At 41.3% G+C, this 24,062-nt stretch carries 22 protein-coding genes and 1 riboswitch; of the genes, 10 read left to right on the top strand and 12 right to left on the bottom strand.

Going from position 1 to position 24,062, the window contains the following annotated elements; genetic code table 11:
- Positions 1–114: 114 nt before the first annotated feature.
- The 3 genes from M23134_RS19865 to M23134_RS19875 form a co-directional block, all read right to left on the bottom strand.
- Positions 115–1,683, bottom strand: coding sequence for an Eco57I restriction-modification methylase domain-containing protein (locus M23134_RS19865; protein ID WP_002699156.1), 1,569 nt, complete (start codon positions 1,681–1,683; stop codon positions 115–117).
- 92 nt (positions 1,684–1,775) lie between these two features.
- Positions 1,776–2,051: a hypothetical protein gene (locus M23134_RS19870; protein WP_002699158.1), complete on the bottom strand. Its 276-nt coding sequence runs from the start codon at positions 2,049–2,051 to the stop codon at positions 1,776–1,778.
- A gap of 347 nt (positions 2,052–2,398) precedes the next feature.
- Entirely contained in the window at positions 2,399–2,851 is a 453-nt protein-coding gene (locus tag M23134_RS19875; protein ID WP_002699160.1) for a cold-shock protein, read from the bottom strand.
- Positions 2,852–3,677: 826 nt separating this feature from the next.
- Here M23134_RS19875 and rpiB point away from each other — a divergent pair.
- Together rpiB and M23134_RS19885 are read left to right on the top strand one after the other, a co-directional pair.
- Positions 3,678–4,106 carry a ribose 5-phosphate isomerase B gene (gene rpiB / locus M23134_RS19880; protein WP_002699163.1) on the top strand — a complete coding sequence of 143 codons (429 nt, stop codon included), beginning with the start codon at positions 3,678–3,680 and terminating at the stop codon, positions 4,104–4,106.
- A 131-nt stretch (positions 4,107–4,237) separates the two neighbouring features.
- On the top strand, positions 4,238–4,867 hold the full coding sequence (locus tag M23134_RS19885; protein ID WP_002699165.1) for a hypothetical protein: 630 nt from the start codon (positions 4,238–4,240) through the stop codon (positions 4,865–4,867).
- 574 nt (positions 4,868–5,441) lie between these two features.
- Here M23134_RS19885 and M23134_RS19890 read toward each other — a convergent pair.
- The 4 genes from M23134_RS19890 to M23134_RS19905 all read right to left on the bottom strand — a co-directional run bounded on the left by M23134_RS19890 (position 5,442) and on the right by M23134_RS19905 (position 9,085).
- Positions 5,442–6,407: a hypothetical protein gene (locus M23134_RS19890; protein ID WP_002699169.1), complete on the bottom strand. Its 966-nt coding sequence runs from the start codon at positions 6,405–6,407 to the stop codon at positions 5,442–5,444.
- 192 nt (positions 6,408–6,599) lie between these two features.
- On the bottom strand, positions 6,600–7,025 hold the full coding sequence (locus M23134_RS19895; protein ID WP_002699172.1) for a hypothetical protein: 426 nt from the start codon (positions 7,023–7,025) through the stop codon (positions 6,600–6,602).
- Positions 7,026–7,293: 268 nt separating this feature from the next.
- The gene (locus tag M23134_RS38535; RefSeq protein ID WP_157558559.1) at positions 7,294–8,502 is read right to left on the bottom strand and encodes a hypothetical protein; all 1,209 of its coding nucleotides are present in this window, start codon (positions 8,500–8,502) and stop codon (positions 7,294–7,296) included.
- Positions 8,471–9,085 (bottom strand): sigma-70 family RNA polymerase sigma factor, encoded by a 615-nt coding sequence (locus M23134_RS19905; protein WP_002699177.1) that lies wholly within the window; start codon positions 9,083–9,085, stop codon positions 8,471–8,473. Before M23134_RS19905 ends, M23134_RS38535 begins: the two co-directional genes overlap by 32 nt.
- Positions 9,086–9,381: 296 nt before the next feature.
- Between M23134_RS19905 and M23134_RS19910 the strand changes: the two genes are divergently transcribed.
- The 3 genes from M23134_RS19910 (at position 9,382) to M23134_RS19920 (ending at position 12,378) form a co-directional block, all read left to right on the top strand.
- Positions 9,382–10,668: a metal-dependent hydrolase family protein gene (locus M23134_RS19910; RefSeq protein ID WP_002699180.1), complete on the top strand. Its 1,287-nt coding sequence runs from the start codon at positions 9,382–9,384 to the stop codon at positions 10,666–10,668.
- An 89-nt stretch (positions 10,669–10,757) separates the two neighbouring features.
- Complete coding sequence (locus M23134_RS19915; protein ID WP_002699181.1) at positions 10,758–11,327, top strand: Crp/Fnr family transcriptional regulator; 570 nt, start codon at positions 10,758–10,760, stop codon at positions 11,325–11,327.
- Between the two features lie 178 nt (positions 11,328–11,505).
- Entirely contained in the window at positions 11,506–12,378 is an 873-nt protein-coding gene (locus M23134_RS19920; protein WP_002699182.1) for a phytanoyl-CoA dioxygenase family protein, read from the top strand.
- A 484-nt stretch (positions 12,379–12,862) separates the two neighbouring features.
- On the opposite strand, the gene M23134_RS19925 is transcribed toward M23134_RS19920, so the two are convergent.
- From M23134_RS19925 to M23134_RS19935, 3 genes are all read right to left on the bottom strand, one after another.
- The gene (locus M23134_RS19925; RefSeq protein ID WP_002699183.1) at positions 12,863–13,756 is read right to left on the bottom strand and encodes an ATP-binding cassette domain-containing protein; all 894 of its coding nucleotides are present in this window, start codon (positions 13,754–13,756) and stop codon (positions 12,863–12,865) included.
- A gap of 23 nt (positions 13,757–13,779) precedes the next feature.
- Positions 13,780–14,238 carry a TspO/MBR family protein gene (locus M23134_RS19930; RefSeq protein ID WP_045113974.1) on the bottom strand — a complete coding sequence of 153 codons (459 nt, stop codon included), beginning with the start codon at positions 14,236–14,238 and terminating at the stop codon, positions 13,780–13,782.
- Positions 14,239–14,316: 78 nt separating this feature from the next.
- Positions 14,317–14,952: an alpha/beta fold hydrolase gene (locus M23134_RS19935; RefSeq protein ID WP_002699185.1), complete on the bottom strand. Its 636-nt coding sequence runs from the start codon at positions 14,950–14,952 to the stop codon at positions 14,317–14,319.
- A gap of 401 nt (positions 14,953–15,353) precedes the next feature.
- Here M23134_RS19935 and M23134_RS19940 point away from each other — a divergent pair, with 401 nt between their 5' ends.
- Positions 15,354–15,785, top strand: coding sequence for a hypothetical protein (locus M23134_RS19940; protein ID WP_045113951.1), 432 nt, complete (start codon positions 15,354–15,356; stop codon positions 15,783–15,785).
- Positions 15,786–15,869: 84 nt separating this feature from the next.
- Here M23134_RS19940 and M23134_RS19945 read toward each other — a convergent pair whose 3' ends face one another.
- A complete protein-coding gene (locus M23134_RS19945) occupies positions 15,870–17,972 on the bottom strand; it encodes an OmpA family protein (protein WP_082226609.1) in 2,103 nt (700 codons plus the stop codon).
- A gap of 514 nt (positions 17,973–18,486) precedes the next feature.
- On the opposite strand from M23134_RS19945, the gene M23134_RS19950 reads away from it, so the two are divergent.
- Positions 18,487–19,089 (top strand): carboxymuconolactone decarboxylase family protein, encoded by a 603-nt coding sequence (locus M23134_RS19950; RefSeq protein WP_002699189.1) that lies wholly within the window; start codon positions 18,487–18,489, stop codon positions 19,087–19,089.
- 98 nt (positions 19,090–19,187) lie between these two features.
- Here M23134_RS19950 and M23134_RS41260 read toward each other — a convergent pair whose 3' ends face one another.
- Positions 19,188–19,340: a hypothetical protein gene (locus M23134_RS41260; RefSeq protein ID WP_002699190.1), complete on the bottom strand. Its 153-nt coding sequence runs from the start codon at positions 19,338–19,340 to the stop codon at positions 19,188–19,190.
- A gap of 370 nt (positions 19,341–19,710) precedes the next feature.
- On the opposite strand from M23134_RS41260, the gene M23134_RS19955 reads away from it, so the two are divergent.
- From M23134_RS19955 to M23134_RS19965, 3 genes are all read left to right on the top strand, one after another.
- Positions 19,711–20,100 carry a DUF1987 domain-containing protein gene (locus M23134_RS19955; protein ID WP_002699191.1) on the top strand — a complete coding sequence of 130 codons (390 nt, stop codon included), beginning with the start codon at positions 19,711–19,713 and terminating at the stop codon, positions 20,098–20,100.
- Positions 20,101–20,405: 305 nt separating this feature from the next.
- Positions 20,406–20,602, top strand: a riboswitch (cobalamin riboswitch).
- 95 nt (positions 20,603–20,697) lie between these two features.
- Positions 20,698–22,596: a TonB-dependent receptor gene (locus M23134_RS19960; RefSeq protein WP_157558560.1), complete on the top strand. Its 1,899-nt coding sequence runs from the start codon at positions 20,698–20,700 to the stop codon at positions 22,594–22,596.
- A gap of 283 nt (positions 22,597–22,879) precedes the next feature.
- Complete coding sequence (locus M23134_RS19965; protein WP_002699194.1) at positions 22,880–23,926, top strand: YncE family protein; 1,047 nt, start codon at positions 22,880–22,882, stop codon at positions 23,924–23,926.
- The last annotated feature ends 136 nt before the right edge of the window (positions 23,927–24,062 follow it).

Consider the following 24,062-nt stretch of genomic DNA (forward strand, 5'->3'; position numbering starts at 1 on the left):
ACTTGCTTAATTCTCAACTGAAAGGTAGTTCATTGTACTTGATGCTATATAATTTTATGAATCCTCAAAATTATAAAAAAACCTACAGCTCCATACACTTTTGTCACCCTAAATTTATTGGGGCATAGCAAATAACCTGTGAAACAAGCCTTCTATGTTGGCAAGCAAGGCAGGTTGTGGTTGTATAATGTACGCCTGACATTCAGCCACAATCTGTTGGTGGAGCTGTACTTCGGTGGGTTTTTGCCAGTCTATTGCCCGAAAGGGGATGCTTGACAGTGGTTTTTCTGAAAACTCCACAATACTACCTTTAACAATGCCTTTGTGACGTAGCCAGGCAAATACCTGGGGGCTGTTCAAAAAAGCCAGCACATAGTAAATACTTTCTTGTACCCCGTCTTTGATAAACAAGGCGGTGACATCTTGAGTGGGAAAAACCCCGGCAGGCACCCAGCTAAACCTAAAGTGATTTTTGTTGGAAATGCGTTCTTTACAAGGCACAAACAAGCGAGCCACTGGCAAACTAAAGAGGCGGTAGCTACGCAAAAATGCCCAACACCAATAAGGAATGTGTCTATTGTATTGATAGCGTTGCACCAGTTGGTTTTTGTAGGGTTGGAGGTGGGCAAAAAAGTGGGGGAAATCTTTTCTGAGTACGGTTTCTGACTGAATATGGTTGACAAACAAATAAGGGGTAGTTGTTTCGTAACGATATTGTGCCAGTTGTTTTGCTTTGATCACAGGCAACACATGGGCTGCTTCGTTTGTAGTAAGTACTTGAGAAGCGGGCAATTGAAAAGCCTTGTCCAAGCCGCTCACCATTCCATTGCCTATGTGACATATTTCACCTATAATAGGGTATGAGTGGGCTTGGGTAGGAGTACAAGCTTGTTCAAATGCTTGGATGACGGTCAGTTCGCGCGGGGGAGCAAGCAACCAGCGTTGGTTTTGTTTAAACTGTGCTACCTCAAATTTTTCTATGCCTTGGGGTGGTGAGTTGTGGTGGCGAAGCGTGGTCAATATTTCGGAGGTGAGCCTTTTGCTTTTGTGATATTTTGTTACTTGTATGGTTGATTTTCCCCTGCTTTGGGTTTTGATGTATTTAAATACAATGACCGATACACTGGCATTATCAAAAATAGGGGTTTCGTTGAAATGGTAGATTTGTTCAAAACAACCATTTTGTACCATGTAATTACGCAAGCTCAGCGAATGGGTAGTATTGAGCCAGTATTCAGGGCATATAAAAATAAGTTGCCCCTGGTCGTTGAGGACTTCTATAGATTTAAGAATGAAAATAAACAGATAATCGCAAAGACGGTTAAAATATGTTTGCCACAGTGGATGAGCCGCCAGTTCTTCTTTAAGTGCAGGTTCCAGGTTTTTCCAGCGAATATAAGGAGGGTTACCTATCACCAGGTCAAATTTTTGGGTAATATGGGCAGTTACAAAGCTTTGGTACTGTACCCCGTCAAACCCATGGGCAAGGCTGGGGTCTATTTCATAAGCTGTGAGGTTATAAAAGCCTTTTTTTTGTAAGCGTTCCATAAAAATGCCCGCTCCACACGAAGGTTCCAACACTTGTGCATCGGAAGGAGCGTCAGTCAGTGAGATCATAAAGTCAACCACTGCCTCTGGAGTAAAGTATTGACCAAACTTATTTTTTTCTACTTTGTTTGTCATTCATTTTGAGGACTGTATGTCAAGTAAATAATGGCAGTATTATACCTGAAAAAAAGAGTGCTGGGTGGCTATTTAACGACCTTGCTTTGTATTTATGGTGTGGCAGCAGTAAAAGGAGTGAGCAAACCTATCAACAAACCTACAGCACCTTGTTTATCAAGTGTTTGCCTGAGTTCTTTTAGGGCAATTGAACTCATGCCAAGTTTGTTGGCAAGCGCTGGGCTGCCTTGTCCATTGATAAAAGCCTGTAGTGCGTTTGCCGACACCCCAAGTTTGCTACTAATAGATGCCGATACTTTTCCTTTGAGCAATTGCTGGAGTTGGTTGGTAGAAATGCCACATTTGGTGGCTAAATGAGTCAGAGCCATAAGTTGAATAGTTTGTTTTGCCTAAAAGTACTATTTTTTTATAAAAACCTGGTGGTAGTGTTTGTCTTAAATCATGTTTTTTTGAGGTGAATTTATTTTGTGGCCTTTTTTAGGAATGGTGAGAAATTAAATTACCATTCTTGAGGTAGAGGTTTTGTTTTGAGACGAGGCTATTTTTTGCGCCCATAGCAGCGCTACGGGCAATAAAAATAACGAAGTATCAAGGCGAAAAATCACCCCTCAGAGTGTAAATTTATTTTTGAACAATTCCTTAAGTGCAAAACACTGACTCCTTTTGACAAGAGTCAGTGTTTTTACAGGTTCATTTCCTCATGAACGAGCGACTGTTACTTGAATACTTTTACTTCGGTAGCTGCAGGGCCTTTTTGTCCCATTACTACTTCATAGGTCACTACGTTGTTTTCTTTAATGTCTTCTAGTACATTGTTGATGTGCACAAAGATTTTCTCCTTGGTTTTTGAGTCCTTAATAAAGCCGTACCCTTTGTCATCGTTAAAATAAGTCACAATTCCCTTTCTTACCGGATCTTCGTCTTCCTCGTTGTGCTTAGGTACTCCAATTTCAATATCTTCGGCATTTATTTCTTCCTTCTTTTGCTCAGGATCGGGTGGCGTGTTGGTAATGTTACCAAACTCATCCACATAAGCAATCATGTCTTCCAATTTTGAAGACTTCTCTTTTTCTTTTTTAGCCAGTCGCTTCTGTGCTTTTTCTTTTCTTTTACGCTCTTTTTTGTTTCTTACTTCTTTTTTACCAAATGTTTCTTGAGATCTACCCATAAATGAATGTTAGAGTTTATAAAAAATTTAAGTTTGGATGCATTGCAAAAAAATAATTGCAAAGAAAGAGATCTTATCTGTACAGATACATCTTTTGAAATGCTTCTCAGGCATAGTATATTTCTTAAACATACGATCAATTGAACAACCTGAAAAGTTATCTAAACTATTTGATGGCTCAGCAACATGAGGAATTAACCAGAATGTTTGATGTATGGAGTGATAAGATGTAGCCTATGAAAAAGTAAATATAACGTTTTTTTTGCCGGAAAGAAAATCTTAGTTGCGAAAGGTTTGGTTAATTAGATTTTAAATAGATAAAATAGGTGTTTTCACTTACTTTTTTAAAAAATGGAAGGTTTTTGATGATGGATTCGCTTAAGCAGGCAAGTTCTATAATTGTCATACGGTACCAATTTATCACCACCAATTTTAAGGGGAGTTTTGCTATATAGCATATCTTCTTGGCGTGTCCTCGTAGCTAAATTCGACTTGGGTTGTTTTACTAACTCAAGTTACGCAGTTTTCTGAAGGTCACATGTTTCTATTGTTAAATGGCTATATTGTTGCGCAATGCGTAGCCCAACCATTGAGTAATAAAGCCATATAACCCTCAAAATAAGTAGGTCAGCGTAACTTCAGTTACTAAGCAAATTTTGCTTCAGTGAACTGTCACATATTTGCGCCTATTGAAACCAAAGCGAAGTAGCCCAGCCAGGCAACAAAAAAACTTTTAAGTCTGGATAAGTCATTATTTATGGACTACAAACTAATTCATGTACTTTTGCGCAAACTGGTTTTAAAACTTTAAACTTTCTGAAAAAAAATGAAAATAGCCATTGGTGGCGATCACGCCGGATTTGCCTATAAAGAAGCAGTAGTGGCACTTTTGAAAGACAAAGGTGTGGCAGTAGAGGATTTTGGTCCCTTTAGCGAAGAGTCGGTAGACTATCCTGATTTTGTGCACCCGGTAGCCAAAAAAGTAGACGCTAAAGAAGCCGACCTGGGTATATTGATTTGTGGTAGTGGCAATGGGGTAGCAATGACTGCCAACAAATACCAAAGTGTAAGAGCTGCCTTGTGTTGGCAAACCGAGCTTGCTGCTTTGGCTCGTCAGCATAACAACGCCAATGTGTTGTGTATTCCAGCACGTTTTGTAGACCTTGCCCTTGCCAAGAATATGGTAGAAACGTTTTTAAACGAAAGTTTTGAGGGAGGGCGTCATGAGCGTCGGGTAAATAAAATAAGCTGCTAAAACAACTACCACCCTGACAAATAGACTTGTGGGGGTGGTAAGCAGTTGAGGCATTACTTCTGAGTGAGCCCTGTCAGACTGATTGTTTAGCCATTTATCAAACATAAAATATCCAAAGTAGTAACCTGAATATGAAAAACCACCTTGACCTCTACAACAAGTATTATGTAGACCGACAGTTTGAAAAAGCGGATCTTTTTGAATTACTAGCCGATAAGTATCAAATAAAAGTTGTTTTATACCCTGGAAGTTTTGTTCATATTACTCCATCCTTTATTATTCCCAAGGCATATTATGTAGACGCTGACAAAGCCGCAAAAAAGTTCTTCGCCAATAAAGAAGATGTGATGGGGTTGATCGGTAAAAACAAGATTTATTCAGAAGACACAGTGCTTGACTTTTTTGGGCAAGACTATTTCAAACCTATTGATATACAGGAAGAGACAGTTGATTTACTGGTGTCTCAATATGCTGGACCTATATCGCAAGCGTGTAAAAAGTACTTAAAAAAAGGGGGACATTTGCTGGTAAACAACAGCCATGCAGATGCAGGAATTGCAGCGTTAGACCCAGATTTCCAGCTGGTTGGTGTAGTAAAGTCAAGCAAGGGGAAACATAGAATTGACGAGCGTACACTGGGTGAGTACTTTTGTCCCAAAAAAGACTTAGACCTCTCTATTGAATACCTGTTAAAGCTGGGTAAAGGTGTAGGGTATACCAAAACAGCAGACTCTTATATTTTTGAAAAATGCTGTAGTTAAAAGCCCCGACAGGGGGCAAGCTTTAAGCGACAAGTCGCAAGTCCTTAGATACCGATGAATATCGGTGCTAGACCCTGTTCCACAAGTAACTACACTTTTATATCACTTTGATTTTCAGCAGCTTACAAAAAGCGTAGTTAGAAGCTTCGACAAGGTTCTAGGTGTACCTTGTTCTACAGGCAACTAATAAATTCATAGGATGCTTATTTTCCAGGGGGGAACTTGTGTACAGCTTTGCTGAGTTTCTAAATCCTTCGAAGCAAGTTGTTGTGGTGTTTGAAAATGGCAGCACATTGTCGCCCACAAGCTTGACCAACAGCCTTATAAAAAAAGGCTAATACCAAATCGTTGCCATTACCCTTACACTAATGTATGTCTATATCTAAAAGCCATCACCAAGCTTGTCCCCTCCTCTTGGTCTTAAGCGCAGCTGACCAAGAGAACGGGTAACGATAGCGAAGAACTTGGTCTTGCCAAAAAAGACCACTACAAGTGAAGTTTGTATGGGTTTTCAATCAGACTTGGTATAAGAGGGCAAAAAGGGAAATGAAGAAGGTAGGTGTATGTCATGAGGTCAATCTGTGATAAGTTCTATAGTAACAATATCGCGTTGACGCCCTTGGAAGTCTTGCATATGCACGATAGCATCTCGTTGGCTAGTAATTTTTATGGGGATTCCTGGGTAATAATAAAACTCCATTTTGCAATGGTCACGGATGTCGATTTGGGCATTTTTTAGTATATTCTTTGCCTTATCGGCAGTTAAGCCCATCTTTTTTAAAAGATTAGTCATCATTTGCATCGCATCTTTAGGGTTGAGTTTGAGCTGTTGTACCATGATACAGCGTTGTTGGGCGGTATCTACCGATTGAAAGTATAAGCTAGCGTCCGCTTTTATAGGAGCCCCCCCAAACAGGTTAGGGAGTTGGTCTTCATATTGTACACTATCAACTACATTATACTGTGCCCCAAAAGGGGAGTGAATGAAGGCCAGTTCTTTAAATACCTGTTGTTCGAGCCCTTGCTTTGACTTGTACATCACCAAAAAAGGAGTCATTATTTTTTTCAATTGAATGTTGGCATCGGTGCTCAGTTTGGCGCCTGCTACTTTGATGATTTCTTGCATCATCTCTTCCATCATTTTGCTTATCTCCCGCCAGTTTTCAATGCCTTGAAACTCACCATATTCATTGGTAGTATAAATCACATCTAAGAATTTGTACTTGGTAAATTTATCTCGTAGCTCTTGAGGGATAGAGAGTTGTTTTGACAAATTGTTTTTATAACTCCACTTAATTTTATAGCCTTTTTCGGTGGAGTCTATCACCTCAAAACGGGCAATGTAGGCATTTTTTTGGTCTTTGATCAATTGATCTTTTTCCCATTTTTTTTTGGTTTTGGTTACTCTAAACCTATATACATCGCCTTTTGCCCAATAAGCAATAAAGTTTATTTTGGTAGAATTGTGGGGTGTTTGTGCGCTGGTGACAACAGGCTGTATAGCCGTTAACAGAAAAAGTATCCAGTAGTTTTTTTTCATTGTACTCAAAAGGTGTTGTGTAGTTTACAATCAGTGTAGCAAGTGTTCAAATAAGTAAAAAACGAGTGCTTTACCAAGCTTTCATTATGTATCAATACCTGCACATTGGTTTGAAATGGATATTGCTTAAGCAAAAAACAGCAAAATGTGGTATTTTGCTGTTTTTTGTACAAGAAAGAAAGGCGATTTTTTTTAATAAAACAATAATCGGGCAACAATCATCCAAATCCCCAATGCAATACCGACTAACCCAAGTTTGCCCTGAATAGGACGCAAGCGGGCAATAAGTCTTTCTCCTTTTTCCTGTGCTTCTTCGCTGTTAGAGAGCACCAACTTGTTGATAACAGCGTAGCCTAATATAAAACCTAGCACGGCTTCGGTAATGCCTCCGGCAAGCCAGGTAAACCACCATAGGGCATGGTACTTAAGCAAGCTTATAAACAAAAATGTTTTGATGATAGACCAAATTCCCCAGGCACAAAAGATGAGCCCTAGCCACCCTTGATAAGGGGCAATTTTATCTAAAATTTCTTTTGCATCAGGACGTCGTGAAAGCAGCAACGACGGCGCAGCAAGAATGCCTAAAGCAATCAGAATTAATCCGTATAAGATGTTCATGAACTATATATTTAAAGATTGTTAATTTGCTTTGTTGTACGTAACCCATTACACAAGGTTTTCGTCATCACCCCCCATATTTTATATGTTGGGTGCCAGTGTTGAGAATTAGATTTACCAAAGAGCTAATTATATTATAAGCTTAATTTCGGATGACTTTAATTTTATATCCTACACCTGATACAGTGGAGTTGTGGTCTCAGTCGCTAGTTTTTTACACCTTTCTAATCAAGCTTGGAGCTTTTCTAAAGGTTACATGCTACTGACCTTAAAAAACTTCAAAGTTAATGGTTAATGTAGTTGCTATATTAGTGCTCGTTTGGGTATGTTGAGTGTCTACATCAAACAATTGACGGACACTGTTGCCTGCCAGATCTTCCAAACGAGTGTCTATGTATAAAGTATATTTGCCTGACAGCCATTGTTGGGTGGGAGCAAACCTGATTTCTTTTTCGGTGTTGGCAGTGCCCCATTTGCCCTTTACTTCTTGGCCCTCTGCGTTGCTTATATACAAATAGCGTTGTACCAAAGCGTGGTCTATTGTGTGTAATGCATTGATAACAAGTGGCTTTTTACTATTGCCTTTAGGCAACTGCAATGCCCATTTTTTAGGGTGAGGTTGGGTGCGATCGGCTTGAGTAGTAGTAAACCTTTTTTGAAAAGAAGCTTTGAGCTCCCTGCCTTGGGCATCTTGCCAGTTTTTATCTATTTCCAGCGTATAAACTTGTCCGGGGTTGAGCGGTGTACCTGCTTCGTGGTGGGGGCGAAGCCCCCGCTTGATGCGCCCAGGGTCAAAAAATAAAGTAAGTCGGGTACGGTTATGGTTCCAGAGTTCTTCTCTGATGGGTACAAATACATGGGGTACTTCTGCTCCGTTGGCGTCTCGTATTTTGATAAACTTTTTGGCTTGACCTTGCCGCATAGGAGCCGAAAAATACACATACATCCGCAGCAAATTGGCAGGCAATGTCGAGGCACTGGGGTATACCTTGGTTACAAAAGTAGCCGGCGAAGGTGGTGCATCGATCTCAAAACGGTAAGGTACACTGGAGTGGCTAAATAAATGATTTTGTTGGACAAAACTGGCTAATTCAAGTAGGCGAAGTTCGCAGTAATAGTGCAGGTCGTTTACCCAAAAAAAGCGAGGTTTGAAACAGAGCAGGGTTTGCTTGATAAAATAATCGCCTATAATGCTGGGCTGGTCAGTATCTGCTGGTTTTTTGCCCCCGGTGTATACCGGAAACAACTTTTTCCAGTCTTGGGCAATCGGTTTTTTTTGTTGCAAAGCTGTCAACAACTGCTCAGGTAAATTTTTTACTTTTAGCACCCCATAGTCAGCTTTTTGGCGGTTGGTTTCCAGCCAAATGACAGGGGGCTGTTGTGCCATCAACACCTGAGGCAGCAATACAAATAAAAAGAGGCAGAGGTTTTTCATCAAGAATTTTTTAGCAATGGTGGTGCGTACTATTGTTACCACAGGTAATGTCTTTTTTACCCTTCTGATAAGCCTGTAAAGGTGCACAGGTATTTTTTACCCCAAAAGCCATCAAGTTGCCTTGGTGGTCAGTTTCTATGTGGCAACACTCCATAATTAATTCCTTTAATAATTTACGCGCCCGTTGAATCCGGCTTTTGGTTGCCGTAAGGCTTAAGCCCAATTGTTGGGCAATGTTCGCTTGTTTTACTCCATCAATGTCGGCCAGTTTGAGGGGCAGTGCGTATTTGGGTGGAAGCAACATCAGCAGGGGAGTGACCAACTCTATGGCTTCTTGATAAGTATTATCCTCTGGGGCATCGGCGAGCTCTGGCAGTGGAGCACTTGTTTTTTGCTGTTTTCTTAGATAGTCTATGCTGGTATTATGGGCTATTTGGTAGAGCCATGACCGCACATTGCGTATTTGATTGCCTGAGCAGCAAGCGCCATATATTTTCATTAAAACTTCGTGTGACAACTCGTTGGCAGTATCTGAATCTTTGACTTTTTTTAGGATATAGTTTCGTAATCCTTCTTTATAATCTGCCCAAATATTTGTGGCTTCTTTGTAGTGCTTGATTTCCATGATGAGTATCTAATTTAACATAATATATGGTTATAGAAGCTGTGCTGTTTGAGTAAGTTATACAATTTTGTTAAACCCATTTCTAATTTAATACATTTTAACTTGAGGTACAAAGTAAACACTCCAACTATAAAAGCTGAGAAATGGTGTATTTTAAGGGCAAGGAGGGATGCCAGTAAAACACCATGAAACTAAATACTTAGAAGCTACAAGTTCAAAAAACTTCCTTGAAGCGGAAAATAATGCCATAAAATAATTAGGTTTGATCCAAAACAAGCTCTTATATAAAACCGCTTATGAACAAATTTACTCAATTATTTTTGAGCTGCCTGGTGCTGTGGTGCCTGAGTATGCAAACCAACGCTCAAACTATTTATATTCACTGTGGGCAATTAATCGATGGCAAACGTGACCAGGTACAGCAAGAAATGACAATTGTTGTAGAAAAAAATCGCATACAATCGGTAGAAAAAGGCTATAAAAAAGCCTCTGAAAATGCTCAAGTCATTGACCTGAAAAATAAAACGGTGTTGCCAGGGTTGATGGATATGCACGTACACCTAGAGGGCGAGCTAAAGCCCAATCGTTATGCTGAACGTTTTACAATGAACAAAGAAGATGTGGCTTTTAGAGCGGCACAATATGCCGACCGCACCCTGATGGCAGGTTTTACTACCGTGCGCGACTTGGGCGGCAGTGGTGTAAACATTGCTTTGCGCAAAGCCATTAATTCGGGGTGGGCAAAAGGCCCCCGTGTGTTTACGGCAGGTAAGGCTATAGGGCCTACCGGAGGGCACGCCGACCCTACCAATGGTTTCAGGCTTGACCTGATGGGAGACCCCGGCCCAGCCCAAGGGGTAATCAATGGAGTGGATGATTGCCGAAAGGCGGTGAGGTATCAGTACAAGGTAGGAGCCGATGTGATAAAAATAACGGCTACTGGTGGAGTATTGAGTGTAGCAAAAGACGGGAGCCGCCCTCAGTTTACCGAAGAAGAAATAAAAGCTATAGTAGCCACGGCCAACGACCTTGACCTGGTAACTGCCGCCCATGCCCATGGTGCTGAGGGCATCAAACGTGCAGTTAGGGCGGGAATCAACTCTATAGAACATGGCACCCTGATAGACGATGAGGGCATTCGGTTGATGAAAAAATACGGAACTTATTTTGTGCCTACTATTTCGGCAGGCGAGCACGTGGTAAAAATGGCTCAAAAAAAACAGTTACCTGCGGTGATTGTGCCTAAAGCTTTGAAAATAGGCTCTCAAGTAAAAAAAACCTTTCGAAAAGTATACAAGGCTGGGGTAAAAATAGCTTATGGTACAGATACGGGCGTGTCGGAACATGGTAAAAACGGACAAGAGTTTGCCTATATGGTAGCCGCAGGTATGCCCCCTATGAAAGCCATTCTATCGGCCACTATAGTGAGCGCCCGGTTACTAAGGGTAGACAAAGATTTGGGAAGTGTGGAGGTAGGCAAGTATGCCGATATTATTGCTGTAGATGAAGATCCCATTAAAAATATCAAAACCTTAGAAAGAGTGACTTTTGTAATGAAAGATGGCAAGGTATATAAGAAATAAAGGATAAATAACTACATAAATTTGAGAGCAAGCTGATATATCTTAACGGCTTGCTTTTTATTTTAGAAATCATCATAACCATAAACTCCATGGATACACTGTTATATTTTCTGAAGAATACGGCAAACTTTCCTGAAAGCTTGTTACCCGAAGTGGTGACATATTTTACAAAAGAGGAAGTGCCTAAAGGGAGTTATTTGGTGAAGGAGGGGCAATATTGTAGAAAAATGTCTTACATACACCAAGGCTATTTTAGGTTTTATTCATACAATGAAGATAAGCAAATCACTCACTGGATTTTTGGCGAAGGGCAACTCGTGACAGATATTGCCAGTTTTTTTTTAAACGAACCCGCCAAATGGAATATCCAAGCTTTGTCTGGTACCACCATATATACTATAACTAACCGTAGTTATCAATTGCTTAAAACAAAAATACCTGGGTGGAATGAGTACGAAAAGGTAATGATTGTGAAGTTTATGTCTGGCTTAGAAAATAGAGTCTATTCGTTTTTGTCGATGACCACCAAACAACGCTACGATTACTTGTTCAAATCGTACAAAAACATATTCAACGAAGTGCCACTGCAATACATAGCCTCTATGCTGGGCATGACCCCCGAAACTTTAAGTAGAATACGTGCCTCTAAGAATTCTTGATATATGTCAAGAGCAAACTCTTGTGATTGCTGTAATTTTGAATTGTTAATCGCAGCCTATGTTTTTGCATTTTGAAATACACTTATAAAGTACTTTGTATTGCATACCTTAAATAAGGCAAAATCATATTTCAATTTACAAACCAGGCTGCTGAATGTTGTAATCAAAATTAAGAAATATGAATAAACATGAGGTAAAAAAATCGGTGACAGTCAACGACCCAAATTTGGCGAAGGGCAAAGATTTGGCAAAAAAGTACGCGGCTACTACTAGCAAGGCTTCAGAAGTTATCCCGAAAGAGTTGACCGACTCTGACATCAAATCTATTGAAGAGAAAGGTTATATCATCATACCCGATGTGCTTTCTACTGCCGAAATCAGCCACATCAAACAAGAAGCTAATCGCTTGCTAGGACCAGTGGGGCGCAACACTTTTGAGGGAAAGTATACCCAAAGGTTGTATGCTTCTTTAGAAAAAACACGGGCGTTTGATCGTTTGGTAGACCACCCTAGAATTATGGCAATTTTGGATCGAATATTTTCCCCAAACTACCTATTATCACAATGTCAAGTAATCAATATATTGCCAGGTGAAGCCAGCCAAGCATTGCACCCTGACGACGGTTTTTATAGGATTGCCAGACCACGCCCTGAGCTAAGCGCTGCCACCATTTGGGCAATAGACGACTTTACCGAAACCAATGGTGCTACTAGAGTAATCCCCCACAGCCATCAATGGGAGACGGATCGAGTGCCTCAGCAAACAGATGATATATTTCCTGCGGTAATGAAAGCGGGATCAGTATTATTTTACCCTGGAACGTTTTGGCATGGCGGTGGCGCCAATAAATCAGAAAGCGCGCGAATGGCTATTACTTGTCAATATTGCCAGCCCTATTTGCGCACCCAAGAAAACTTTTTCTTATCTATCTCAAAAGATACGGTAAAGGCTGTCTCAGAAGACATTAAGCGTATGCTTGGCTATAGCATTCACCCTCCGTTTATGGGCATGACCAATGGCATGCACCCCAAACGAGTTTTAGAAGGTTGAGGGGTTTATCCTAAAGAGCAGTGATTGGTAGCTGCTCTTTGCCTCTTCTGGCGCACAAAGCTATTAGTGATTGGTTGTGCAAAGCGTATCTGGCGATTAGCTGTTGGGGGTTAGCCCTTGGCACGCGAAGCTGACCTTAGGAGAAGACTTCAGTTATTTACCATCCTACTATACATTTTTCGGTTGTGGAGACACAACTCGAGGCGGACGCACTGCTGGCAGTGTCTTCACTGCCAGCTTGAGCCAAAATGTATAGTAGGATGGTTATTTACCATAAGGTCTCGGAAGGCGTTAAGGAAACAGCGTTGGGCTGTCGACTAAAGTGCAGCCAAACAAGGACTAAAAAAACAACAAAAAACTCCCGGCTTCCCTCTGGTAATTTCATAAAAACTTAAAAGTCAGCACCTTATAAAGGTGGTTGCTTGCTTGTAAAGCAGCCGCAAGCTAATGACTAAAAGCTTAAGACTGTAAAAGCTCCTAACTATCAACTCCCTACTATAGACTTTATCAAAGGATTAAAAGCTTTGCTTACTACCAATACCTCATCGCCTGGGTTCAATTGTGTGATATCGCTTGCATCGGCTACTACTTTTATTACCTCGTTGCCTGCCAATACCGATACAATATACACTACCCCTTCGGTTACAATGTCGAGTACTTTGCCTACCACTTGAAACTTGCCACTGATTTGTTGTTGGGCAAAAACTTGACGAGGGGTGCCCTTTTGGGTAATGCGCCCATGCTCAAGTACAAGTACCTGATGTGATACTTTGAAAATTTCGCCTACATCGTGGCTAACCAGTAAAATAGTAGGGCTAAACTTTTGATGAAGTTGCAATAAGTAATCCTGTAGTCTTTGTCGCATGGTTTGGTCAAGTGCCGAAAGAGGTTCGTCGAGCAGCAACAAGTCGGGTTGAGTAACAAGGGCACGAGCCAATGCCACCCGTTGGCATTGACCACCAGAGAGCGTGTGGGGTTTGCGGTGTTGTAATGCCTGTAGGGCTACCAGCTCCATCAGTTGATCAATCTGTGTTTGGTGTTGGCGGGCTATTTTTTTACTGGCAAAAGCAAACTCAAGGTTTTGACGCACTGTCATATTAGGAAACAGGGCATAGTCTTGAAAAACATAGCCAATACTACGTTGTTGGGGTTGAAGTGCTATTTTTTGTGCTGCATTGTACCATACCTTACCATGGACTACTATGTTGCCTCCATCGGGCTTGAGCAACCCGGCAAGCATGCGCAACACGGAGGTTTTACCTGCCCCCGATTCACCAAACAAGGTAGTGATTTTGCCCGGCTCAATCACAGTGTCTACCTCTAGCGTCATGGTGCCCTGTGCCGACATAAGGGTTTTATTTAGTTGTATTTCAAGCATTCAATGGTTTTTACGACTTCCCACTAATTTTTCAACAAAATATAAGCATTGAGAGAGGTGGCAATGAGTAACCATACAAAATAGGGCAATACCAACAACGCCTTGGCTTTGAGGTAAGGAAACCAACCTATCAGAAAGTACCCCACCAACACGGTCAGTAAAGAGATAACAATGAGACCTACGGCTACCTGGTGCATAGCAAAAAAGACGGGATTCCACAATACGTTGAGCACCCACTGAAGCGCAAACAAGCCAATCAGCAATTTACGGTCGGGGATTGACCGCCAGGCATACGCCATATATACTGCCAGGCATACCATAATAGTAGTCCAGGCAGCTCCAAATACCCAGCCGGGGGGAGTCCAGGGAGCTTTATTAAGATTTATGTACCATTCAGAAGGTACTCCCTTGCCTGTAAACATAGAGCCCAAAGCCAGGGCAGCAAAATTGATCAATAAGAATATGATAAGTCTGTATGCCATTTTTTTAAAAAAGTGATAATTGCTCGGTGGAAATACTTGGTAGGTATGCCAAGTTTGAATACGCATTGATAACTTACCTCAACAAAGTTTGTTTATACTTTCGTTGATTTTTTGGTTTACTTCCTGCGCCCGGTCTACAATGATAAAGTGCCCTCCCTGTGGAATGACGTGGGTATTGGCAATAGTTGTTGCGGGCAATGTGCGGTCTTTACTGCCTGTAATTCTAATAAGGTTGGGAGGCAATTCCATATTTTGCCAGCGAGTCAATTGATTGACCGACCACTTGGCAAACTTGAGGTCGGTATCGCCTATAATTTGTTGAAGCAAAGGGTTTTGTGTACCAAAGAAGTAACGTGAAGCAAAGCCCGGTGGTCGAAACAACCACGGGGGTAATCGGCGTAAAATACCTGATTGTCCCGCTATTCTATACAGCAGGGGTAGCTCGGTGCGGGTGGCTACCGACGATACGAGCCAAGTAGCCTTAGGAGACAGTTTTTTGCTGATTTCTACAGCTACCATACCACCAAAGCTTACCCCTAGCAAACCAAAAGGCTGACTGGTATCTATTACTGCGGCCAGCCTTTGGGCGTAGGCTGGCAAGGTTTCGTCTTTTAGTGGTGTAATCCAGGCAACGGGTTCAAAGTCTGCTTCTATGTCCAAATAATGAAACACCCTTTCATCGGCTCCCAGACCACTGATACCATATATTTTCATAAGCTACCGTTTAATAGTCCATAGCTAATTGTTAAATGCTGTAAACCAGTGTTTTATATTAAAATTGCGTACTCACTTTATTTTTAAAAGTGTTTCGGTTTTACGCCTAAACACCTAATTAAATAGTTTTTAAATTCATCAATAACTGATAACCAACTTTGACTAAAATCACTGCGGAGTATTGACCGTTACAACAGTTCTTTATTTGTTTCCTTACGCTGTTTTTTTTCCTTTATTTTAAACTTATTGCGCTTATAATAGTTATTGATGCATGTAAACCTATCTTGGGTTTTTGATCCAAAAAGCTATTTGAGTACAATCCCCCTAAAAAAGCTTGCCTCTTATCAAGTCATACGCTCAACCGGACTTGATCTTTACTCACCATACCAAAACAACTAATTATGATGTTAGAATCTTTGTTTAGTTCTGAAACTTACAATATAAGTTTTTATAAACAATCTCCTGCTGTATTGTCAGTAGATTGGCAGGAGGGGTCTAAATGGTTGAATAACCAAGGCTTCCGGGAAAGTGCAGAGCGAGCAACAGCCTTTGTAGAACAGCGCCAACCCAAATATTTACTGATCAATGCCAGAAAATTGAACTTTATCATTGTTCCGGAGTTGCAGGAGTGGTATCAAAAAAATATTATTCCAAAATATGTCAAGGCTGGGCTTGAAAAAATAGGGGTAGTACTGACAGGAGAATTTGTGGCTGACCTGGCCATCAAACAGGTTTTTAGTGAAAAAATAACCCTTAAAAATATGCAAATCAAGTACTTTACTTCGTCCGATGAGGTGCCTGAGTGGTTCAATGTATCCTTGGTAAAATCTTAAATCAACGGTATGAAAGCCATGTCTTATGATTACCTTAGTACCTTATAAGTAGTAGTACTAAGGTAACCTTTGAGTGATTCCGTTTTATTCTTTCAAAATCAAAAATTCTACCCGCCGATTAAGCGCCCGCCCTGCGACAGTCGTATTGTTTGCCACCGGACGACCCTGCCCATAACCTTTGGCTCGCAAACGTTGTTTAGCTATGCCTTGGGTGGTTAAATACCTGAGCACTGAATTGGCGCGTGCTTGCGACAAAGTCAGGTTTTTATCAGCACTACCATGCGCATCTGTATGCCCTGAAATCTCAATATTCATTTGAGGATGTTTTTGCAAAATCTTAATCAAGCGGTTGAGTTCAGGGTAAGACGAAGGCTTGAGCGTGTCTTGGTTATAGTCAAAAAACAAGTTGTTGAGTCTGATACTTTGCCCTTGGTTGAGGGGTACCAGGTACAAGTCGTGTTTTACCTCACGGTAGTGGTTGGCCTGGAGCAAATCCAGGTTTTTACTCACGGGATAATACCCCTCTTTTTCGGCATTAAAGCCGTACACCTTTTCATAAGGCAGCACAATGGTATAAGTACCATCTCCAGGGCTTGACCGTGCCACTCCCACTTGTTGGCGGGTCTTGAGATCTTCATAAGTAATGGTAGCGCCTATGGGTTGTTGGGTGAGTTTGTTTAATACCTTGCCGTGTACCAACACTACTGGCTTAGGTTTGGCAGCATCGGGTAGCTTGACCCTAAATATATCACTTTTACCTAAAGACTCTTCGTAAGAAACAAAGTAAGCGTGTTCACCCGAAGCCGGAATGGTGTAGTAAGCATCCCAATCGGGTGTGTTGATGCCTTTGCCCAGGTTTTGTGGGGTACTCCAATTGGTCCAGGTATTGTCCAAACGACGTGTCACAAAAATATCATTATCGCCATAGCCTGGCTCGCCTCGCGTAGAGTAATACAGGGTTACATTATCGGCTGCCAGAAAAGGAGTGATATCGTCGGCAAAAGTGTTTACCTGCATACCCAGGTTGAGCGGTTCGCTCCATACATTGTTGGCTTGCATAAACGACACATACAAATCGCGTTGTCCGTGCGTATCTTTTCGCTCTACGCTCAATATCAGCGTTTTACCATCTGCCGAAAGGCACTCAGACACAAACTTAGCCCGGTTGTAGTAATTTTTCACCTGTACAGGTACTGGGGTTGTCCAGCCATTTTGGGTACGGTTGGTCAGGTATAGTCCTCGCCTTACCTTGGGGCTTTTGCTGTTGCCATAAGTGCCATTTAATAACAAAGTATTGCCATCTGGCATGACCGATACTACCTGATTGTGCCCCTCGTTACTCAATGGCTTTCCCATATTTTTTGCCGGGCTCCAGGTGTTGTCAGGCAGGCGTTGCGACATCCATATATCATTGTTTTGGTGGGCTACTATATTTTGTGGGTGCTTGTCGCGTACCAGGTACAGGGTTTTGCCGTCGGGCGAAATTACGGGGGCTACCTCAGCGTGGGGTGAGTTGATATGGTTGCCCAGGTTTTCTTTAGCGCTGAAGTCTTGCGCCTGGGGTATCAGGTTTATCTTTACAGGGGGGTGTTTTACCAATAGGTAGTCTATCTCTATAAAGGTGTTGTAGTTGATATCAAAACCTATTTTGTTGCCAAACAAGGGAGGGTAGGGGGTTTGGTGTACCTTGTGCCCATTGATGTAATAGTTGAGGACAAAACGTTTTTTTTCTACGGCAAGCACATTAGGTTTGCCCGTGCCGTTGATGTATTTAGAGTAGGTCCAGGCTTTGATGTGGTAATATTTTCTTTTTTTGAACATAGAAATACGAAAGTAACCATCATTGGTAATAATGAAGCTATACATATTGCCTACATCTTTCATCCCCCATAATAACCCTGAGCCATGTTTGCGGGTACCTCTTACTTGAGTAAGCTTGGTTTCGATATAAAAATTATGCCTGGGGTTAATATAAATGTCGTGGTGAAACACCCGTCCACTTTTTCGGTTTTTATGCTGAATGCGGTATACACCATCTACCACAGTAGTTGTTACGCCTTCTTGGTTTTGGATCAACCACTGGCGGTCATTGTTTTCAAAGTCTTCTCTAAAAAGCACGTGATCTTGTGCCGTGAGCAAGGCAGTGCTGAGCAGGCAGCAGTTCATTATTAAGTATAGTATTTTCATAGATACGAAATGGATTTATGCTGAACTTTCAATACGTTTGCCAGGCAATCATACGTTGGCAAACCCACTTTATAACAAGCACTTGGTTTGTTTAATCAGTGGTATTATCATTGGCAGTTTTTTAAGACAACAAAGTTATCATTTCCCGCTTCACTCATCGTAGTTTTTGCTCAACCTTGCCGTGCATGCTTGTAATAATTAATCAAAAACTGCTAAAAAAACTTTTTTTTTCATCATAAATCAAAGATTTATACAATATTTGTAGCGGAGCAATTCAAGCTTTGGTATTTACCTTACATGGTCAAAGTTTTTTTGTTATTTGTCTGATGCTCAATACTATGAGCATTGATTGAGGTAAGGCAACAAAGTAGTAAAGTACAGTGGTGTGGCTTGTTTTTAGAGAGTATACAATAAATCATACACCTATTGAGATGCAAGCAAAAACCACCATTTTGCTACCAATCCCTACTGCTCTGCACACTTAATTATTTAGCTGAACTTATCAAAAATAACTATGAGTTGGATCAAGTTAATCTCTTACGAAGAAGCCGTTGGCAAACTAAAATCTTTGTATGACCGGGTAAAAGGCCCCCAGGGTAATATAGACAATATTTTGCAAGTACACGGCTTACGCCCTCATTCACTAGAGGGGCACATGGCTTTATATAAAAACGTATTGCACCACCGTGACAATACGATTCCTAAATGGTTTTTAGAAAACCTGGGAGTATTGGTAAGCCACCTCAACCGTTGCGACTACTGTGTACAGCATCATTTTGCAGGTATGAAGCGACTACTCAACAATGACGAACGTGCCCAGCAAATATGGGATGCCATTATGGAAAATAGCTTTGACAAAGTGTATGACACCAAAGAGCTGGCTGCCATAGAGTATGCTCGTGAGCTTACCCAATACCCAGAAGAAATAAAATCAGAAACAATTGATACCTTGCGGGAAGCTGGTTGGGACGATGGCGAAATTTTGGAAATTAACCAGGTGGTAAGCTATTTTGCTTATGCCAACCGTACCGTACAAGGCTTAGGAGTAACTACTAAAGGTGATGTTTTGGGGCTTTCGCCTAATAGTACCGAAAACAACAACTGGAGCCATCACTAACAAAATAAGTCCTTGTCTAAAAACATAAAAAAAGTTAGAAGCAGAAAGTGTCTTCTTTCTTACTTCTAACTTTTATTTTTTAGGTGACGCTTCTGATATTATTCTGCTTTTTTATTGGGCAAAATACTTTTCAGGTTCTTAATTTTTTCCTGAGATGTTTTCAGCCCTTTTTGCGACGACATCACAAGTTTAGGAATTGCCATCAATATGGCTAATACAACAAATACTATTGCTATCAAGTTGGTAATCATAGAGGTTTTAATTTGGTCTTTTTTGTTAATTTTTATCTTTTAATTATTATACGAATTATCTAAAATAAAAAACAGCGAGTTTGTCTTCAAAACTTACATAAGTGTCTTTAACTCCTAGGTTTTAGTATACCGTCCATGTATTAAAAAAACTGTTTTGGTAAATCCCCTTTCCTTATTAATTATGATCCTCCCCTCCAGGTAAAAAGTAGTGATTTTTGCCAAAAAGCCGCCAATTAAGTAAAAATAAACCCTTATCGAACTTTTTGTGGTGTTCATCGAATCTGGTTTGATTTATGTAATATCCAGCCTAAATTTACACTGTATTTTATGAATCCAATGCTTGCTCCTACTATTATAACATTAGGCAAAGATGAAAAGTTTAATTATTCCAGAAGGCAATTATACCCCTTATATCTGCTTTGATACAGACACAAATGTATTTGAGGTGGCGGGAGAATCGTACAGTGAGTACACCCTCGAGTTTTTTGAGCCAGTCCTCAGTTGGTTGTCAGGCTACTTAGCACAAAATAGTCAATCACTAACCTTTAACTTTCGGATGAACTACTTTAATACCAGTACCTCCCGAAGGTTTTTTGAGATTTTAAAAATGTTGGAAGATTTTTACCACCAACAAAACAATGAGGTAGTCATCCACTGGTACGCCAAGTCAAACGACCTGGATATGATTGAAGCAGGCGAAGACTACAAAGATGACTTTGCTACACTTCCGTTTCATATTTCAGTACAAAAAATAGATTAATCATTGCTCATTACCCAATGCTGTTTCCCTCATACTATGACCACTATGGTGGAAGCAGCATCTATCTATAGCTCATAACTTTTACCCCACAGGCAAGCTTCCTTTGTGTTATCACTTTAATTTTACCTAGTAAACTTCATTTAAGAAACGAAGGCTTCAAAGCACTTCAACCATCACTGCCCCAAGCCATTTCCCGGCCTTTTATCGTCAGTCAAAATAATCAGTTACAGTCAAAAAGCAGGTTAACAATCAATCAAGTCAAACTTTTTAGTGCTTAAAACTTGCTTTTGCTTCAAAAAAAGTCGTTCCTTTGCACCAGTTTTGGTAACACTCCTCTTTTTCAGAGGCGTGTTTTAATAGGGAATCTCGTGTGATTCGAGAGCTGTCCCCGCAACTGTAAGCCACCAAACAAATTCATCACCCCTGCCACTGTTGTTAACTCCAACGGGAAGGCGTTGAATTTTGGGCAAGCCAGGAGACCTGCCAAAAAAAGCCTGCAATCAATATTTAGAAAGGCGCACTAGCATCATTGTTTCGGGCGAAAACAGTGATTGTTCAATAAAATTCATTTTACTCTTTATTTTCATGTACAGACAGGTGTCGAAGTTCAAGTGGGTATGGTGTTGCCTGTTGACCTTGGTAGCGTTTCGGGCTCAAGCCCAAAGTGATACAATCATTGGTGGCGATGTGCTCAAAGAAGTGCGCATTTATGGTATTCCCATAGAAAAATACGCCACTGGTAGCAAAGTTCACCGCTTAGACAGTGCTTTGCTGGCTACAGTCAATCATACTACTCTGGCAAACATATTACAACAACAGTCGCCAGTATATATCAAGTCTTATGGTAACGAAATGCTCTCTACTGCCTCGTTTAGAGGTACAGGTGCCGGGCATACGGCGGTATTGTGGAACGGACTCAATATTAACACGCTTAGCAACGGACAAACTGATTTTAGCCTGGTGCCCATGTTTGTTATCGACCAGGTGAGTATTCAACCAGGGTCGGCAAGCGCCATGTATGGCAGCGATGCTATAGGGGGCAGTATTCACTTACAAAACGACCCTACCTGGCGCAAAGGTTGGCAAGCCGAAGTTCAACAAAACATAGGTAGCTTTGGGCAGTACTTTAGTGCAGCCAAAGCCAGCGTTGGAACGGGCAAGTTTGAATCGGTAAGTCAGGTATACCGTTACTCTGCCAACAATGACTTTAGGGTGCGTATCTCACCTACCGAAAATAGTACTCAGCAAAATGCCAGTGTATACAACTATGGTTTTCAGCAAGCCTTGAGTTACCGCATTGCCTCTAACCAATATGTGTCGGTGCAGGGCTGGTATAGTTTCTCAGATAAACAAACCCAGGCAACCCGTGGCGATAATTTTAGCAATGATTTGATCAAGCAAACCAACACTCGTATAGTGGCCGATTATGTGCTCAATGATAAGGTGGGCTTTTTGAATGTAAAGTTGGGCTATATAGACGACTACTTGTTGTATAACGAAAACTCTACCACTGCCACCAGGCGTGGAATAGCCACTATCAGATATGAGAAACAACTCAATACAAAGTTAAGTCTCCAGGTGGGGTCGCAGTGGACCCACATCAAAACCAATGTAGATGCTTATGGGCGAGACATTGCCGAAGACCGCACCGCCATTTATGGTTCGTTGCGTTGGCAGGTATTACCGCGTTGGCAGTTGAGCGCCAATGTACGCCAGGCACACGTGACTAGTTTTGTGGCTCCTTTTGCCCCTTCGCTGGGGTCGGAGTTGGCTTTGTATAAAACAAACAACAAAAGCCTGATTTTCAAACTTTTGGCTTCGAGAAACTATCGAGTACCTACGCTCAATGACCGTTTTTGGCAGGGAGCAGGTGGGGTAGGCAACCCAACGCTCAGACCCGAAACCGGGTGGAGCGGCGAAACCGGGCTGGCCTATAGCCAACAAAACAAGCACTTTAGTTGGCAGGCAGAACTTACTTATTACCAAATGCAGGTAACCGATTGGATACTTTGGAAACCGGTAGGCAGTGTATGGTCGCCCGAAAATGTGTCGCAAGTAGATGGCACAGGGGTAGAGGGGAGCTTAAGGCTCAAGTGGCAACAAACCAGTGGCTATGTAATGCTGGGAGGAAACTACGCCTATACTCAATCTATCATTGCCAAAGCTGATAATGCAGACTTTATTGGCAAACAACTGTTGTACACACCGTTGCATAGTTCCAATGTTTATGCGCATTGGCAATACCGGGGTTGGTTTATTCAAACAGATTTGAACCATACAGGGTTGCGCTACTTAGAAAACAGCAATAGTTCTTTTATCGAGGGGTTTACTTTGTTTAATGCAAGTTTGGGCAAAAACTTTCGCCTGGGCAAGCATTGGTGGAGCTTGTCGGCAAGGGTAAATAATATGTTCAACGAAGACTACGAGAGCGTAAACAACCGGGCAATGCCAGGGCGCAATTATCAGTTGAGCTTGCGCTATAAGATAGGGAGTTAGGTTCTGGGCAAGGGCAATAAGTCTTTGATACAAGACCAGTAAAAAAGCTAAACATTCATTACCAAGAAATACTCTACCCTACTATTTTTTCGCCTCGTCGTAGCACCTGTAAATAGTGTTTTTCAGAGTTCCGATCAGCTCGTGGAGACACGAGCTGAGGCGATGACGGTACTTTTGAAAAACCGAAGCTACAGTTTTACTGTGCTGAGCTCAACGAAGTTAAAAGCTGGGTAGAGTAACCAAGAAACTAAAACTATAATTAATAATAAATAAAAAGGTTAGTATGAAAAAGTCAAATTTTGTTTTCTACATTTTGCTGGCTGTCAGCCTAGTTTTTACAGCTTGTAAAAAACAGGAAACTCCGGTTCCTTTGGGTAAGTATGAGGGAGGAGTATTGGTTGTAAACGAAGGAAGTTTTGGCGATGCAGATGGTTCTATAAGTTTTTTGTCGGCAGACGACAAAATCACCAATAACATTTTCAAGGCTGAAAATGAACAAATTGTAGGTGGTATTATCCAAGCTTTGCGTGTGCACGATAGCTACGCGGTAATAGTAACAAATAGCGCTGACAAGGTGATTGTAGCCAATGCCAAAGATTTTAAAAAACAACATACCATTACCGATGCTGCGATGGTAAACCCCGTTGATTTTGCGGGAGTGGGCAACAAAGGGTATGTGTCGCAATGGGGCAAGACCGACTTTGTGACTTATCCAGACGCTGCTTTGAAAGTAATTGATTTGGCCGCTGGTACCATTACCAAAACCATTGCTTTAGAGGCCAAGCCTCAAGGGGTACTTGCTTATAATGGCAAAGTGTACGTAGCGTTGGAAGGAAGCGATAAAATTGCGGTGGTAAATGCCTCTACCGATGCAGTAGAAACTACCATTGTGGTGGCGAAAGGCCCTTCGCGTATGGTGCTTGATGCCAACAATAAGATTTGGGCAATATGTACCAGTGGTAATATGGTGAGAATAGACCCCGCAGACAATTCGATAGAAGCTACTATTTCGGGAATTAAAGTCGCTGGATTTAACGAAAAAGTGGCTACCAATCCTGCCAAAGATAAAATTTATTATTTGGCGCCAGCCCCCTGGCCTGCTACTGATGTAGAAGTGTTTGTGTTAGATATCACAGCGACTGCTGCACCTACTACTTCTTTGATCAAAGGCAACAACTTTTATGGGGTTGGGGTAGCCGCCAATGGGAATATTTATATTGGTAATTCGGCAGCTTTTCAAGGGGTTGGAAAAATAGAGCGCTATAAAGCAGATGGTACTAAAATAGACGAAATGGAAGCAGGACGTGGCACCAGCAATTTTGTGTTTTAATAGAGTAATCATCAACACTATGCTCAAAAACCCGGCAGGATACTTTAAAAATCCTACCGGGTTTTATTTTTTTACTATTCCTGATTTCTAATTAAAAAAACTTGTAAATAATTGAAAATGAGGTTATTGTGAATTT

Source organism: Microscilla marina ATCC 23134 (genome assembly GCF_000169175.1).
Lineage (GTDB): Bacteria > Bacteroidota > Bacteroidia > Cytophagales > Microscillaceae > Microscilla > Microscilla marina.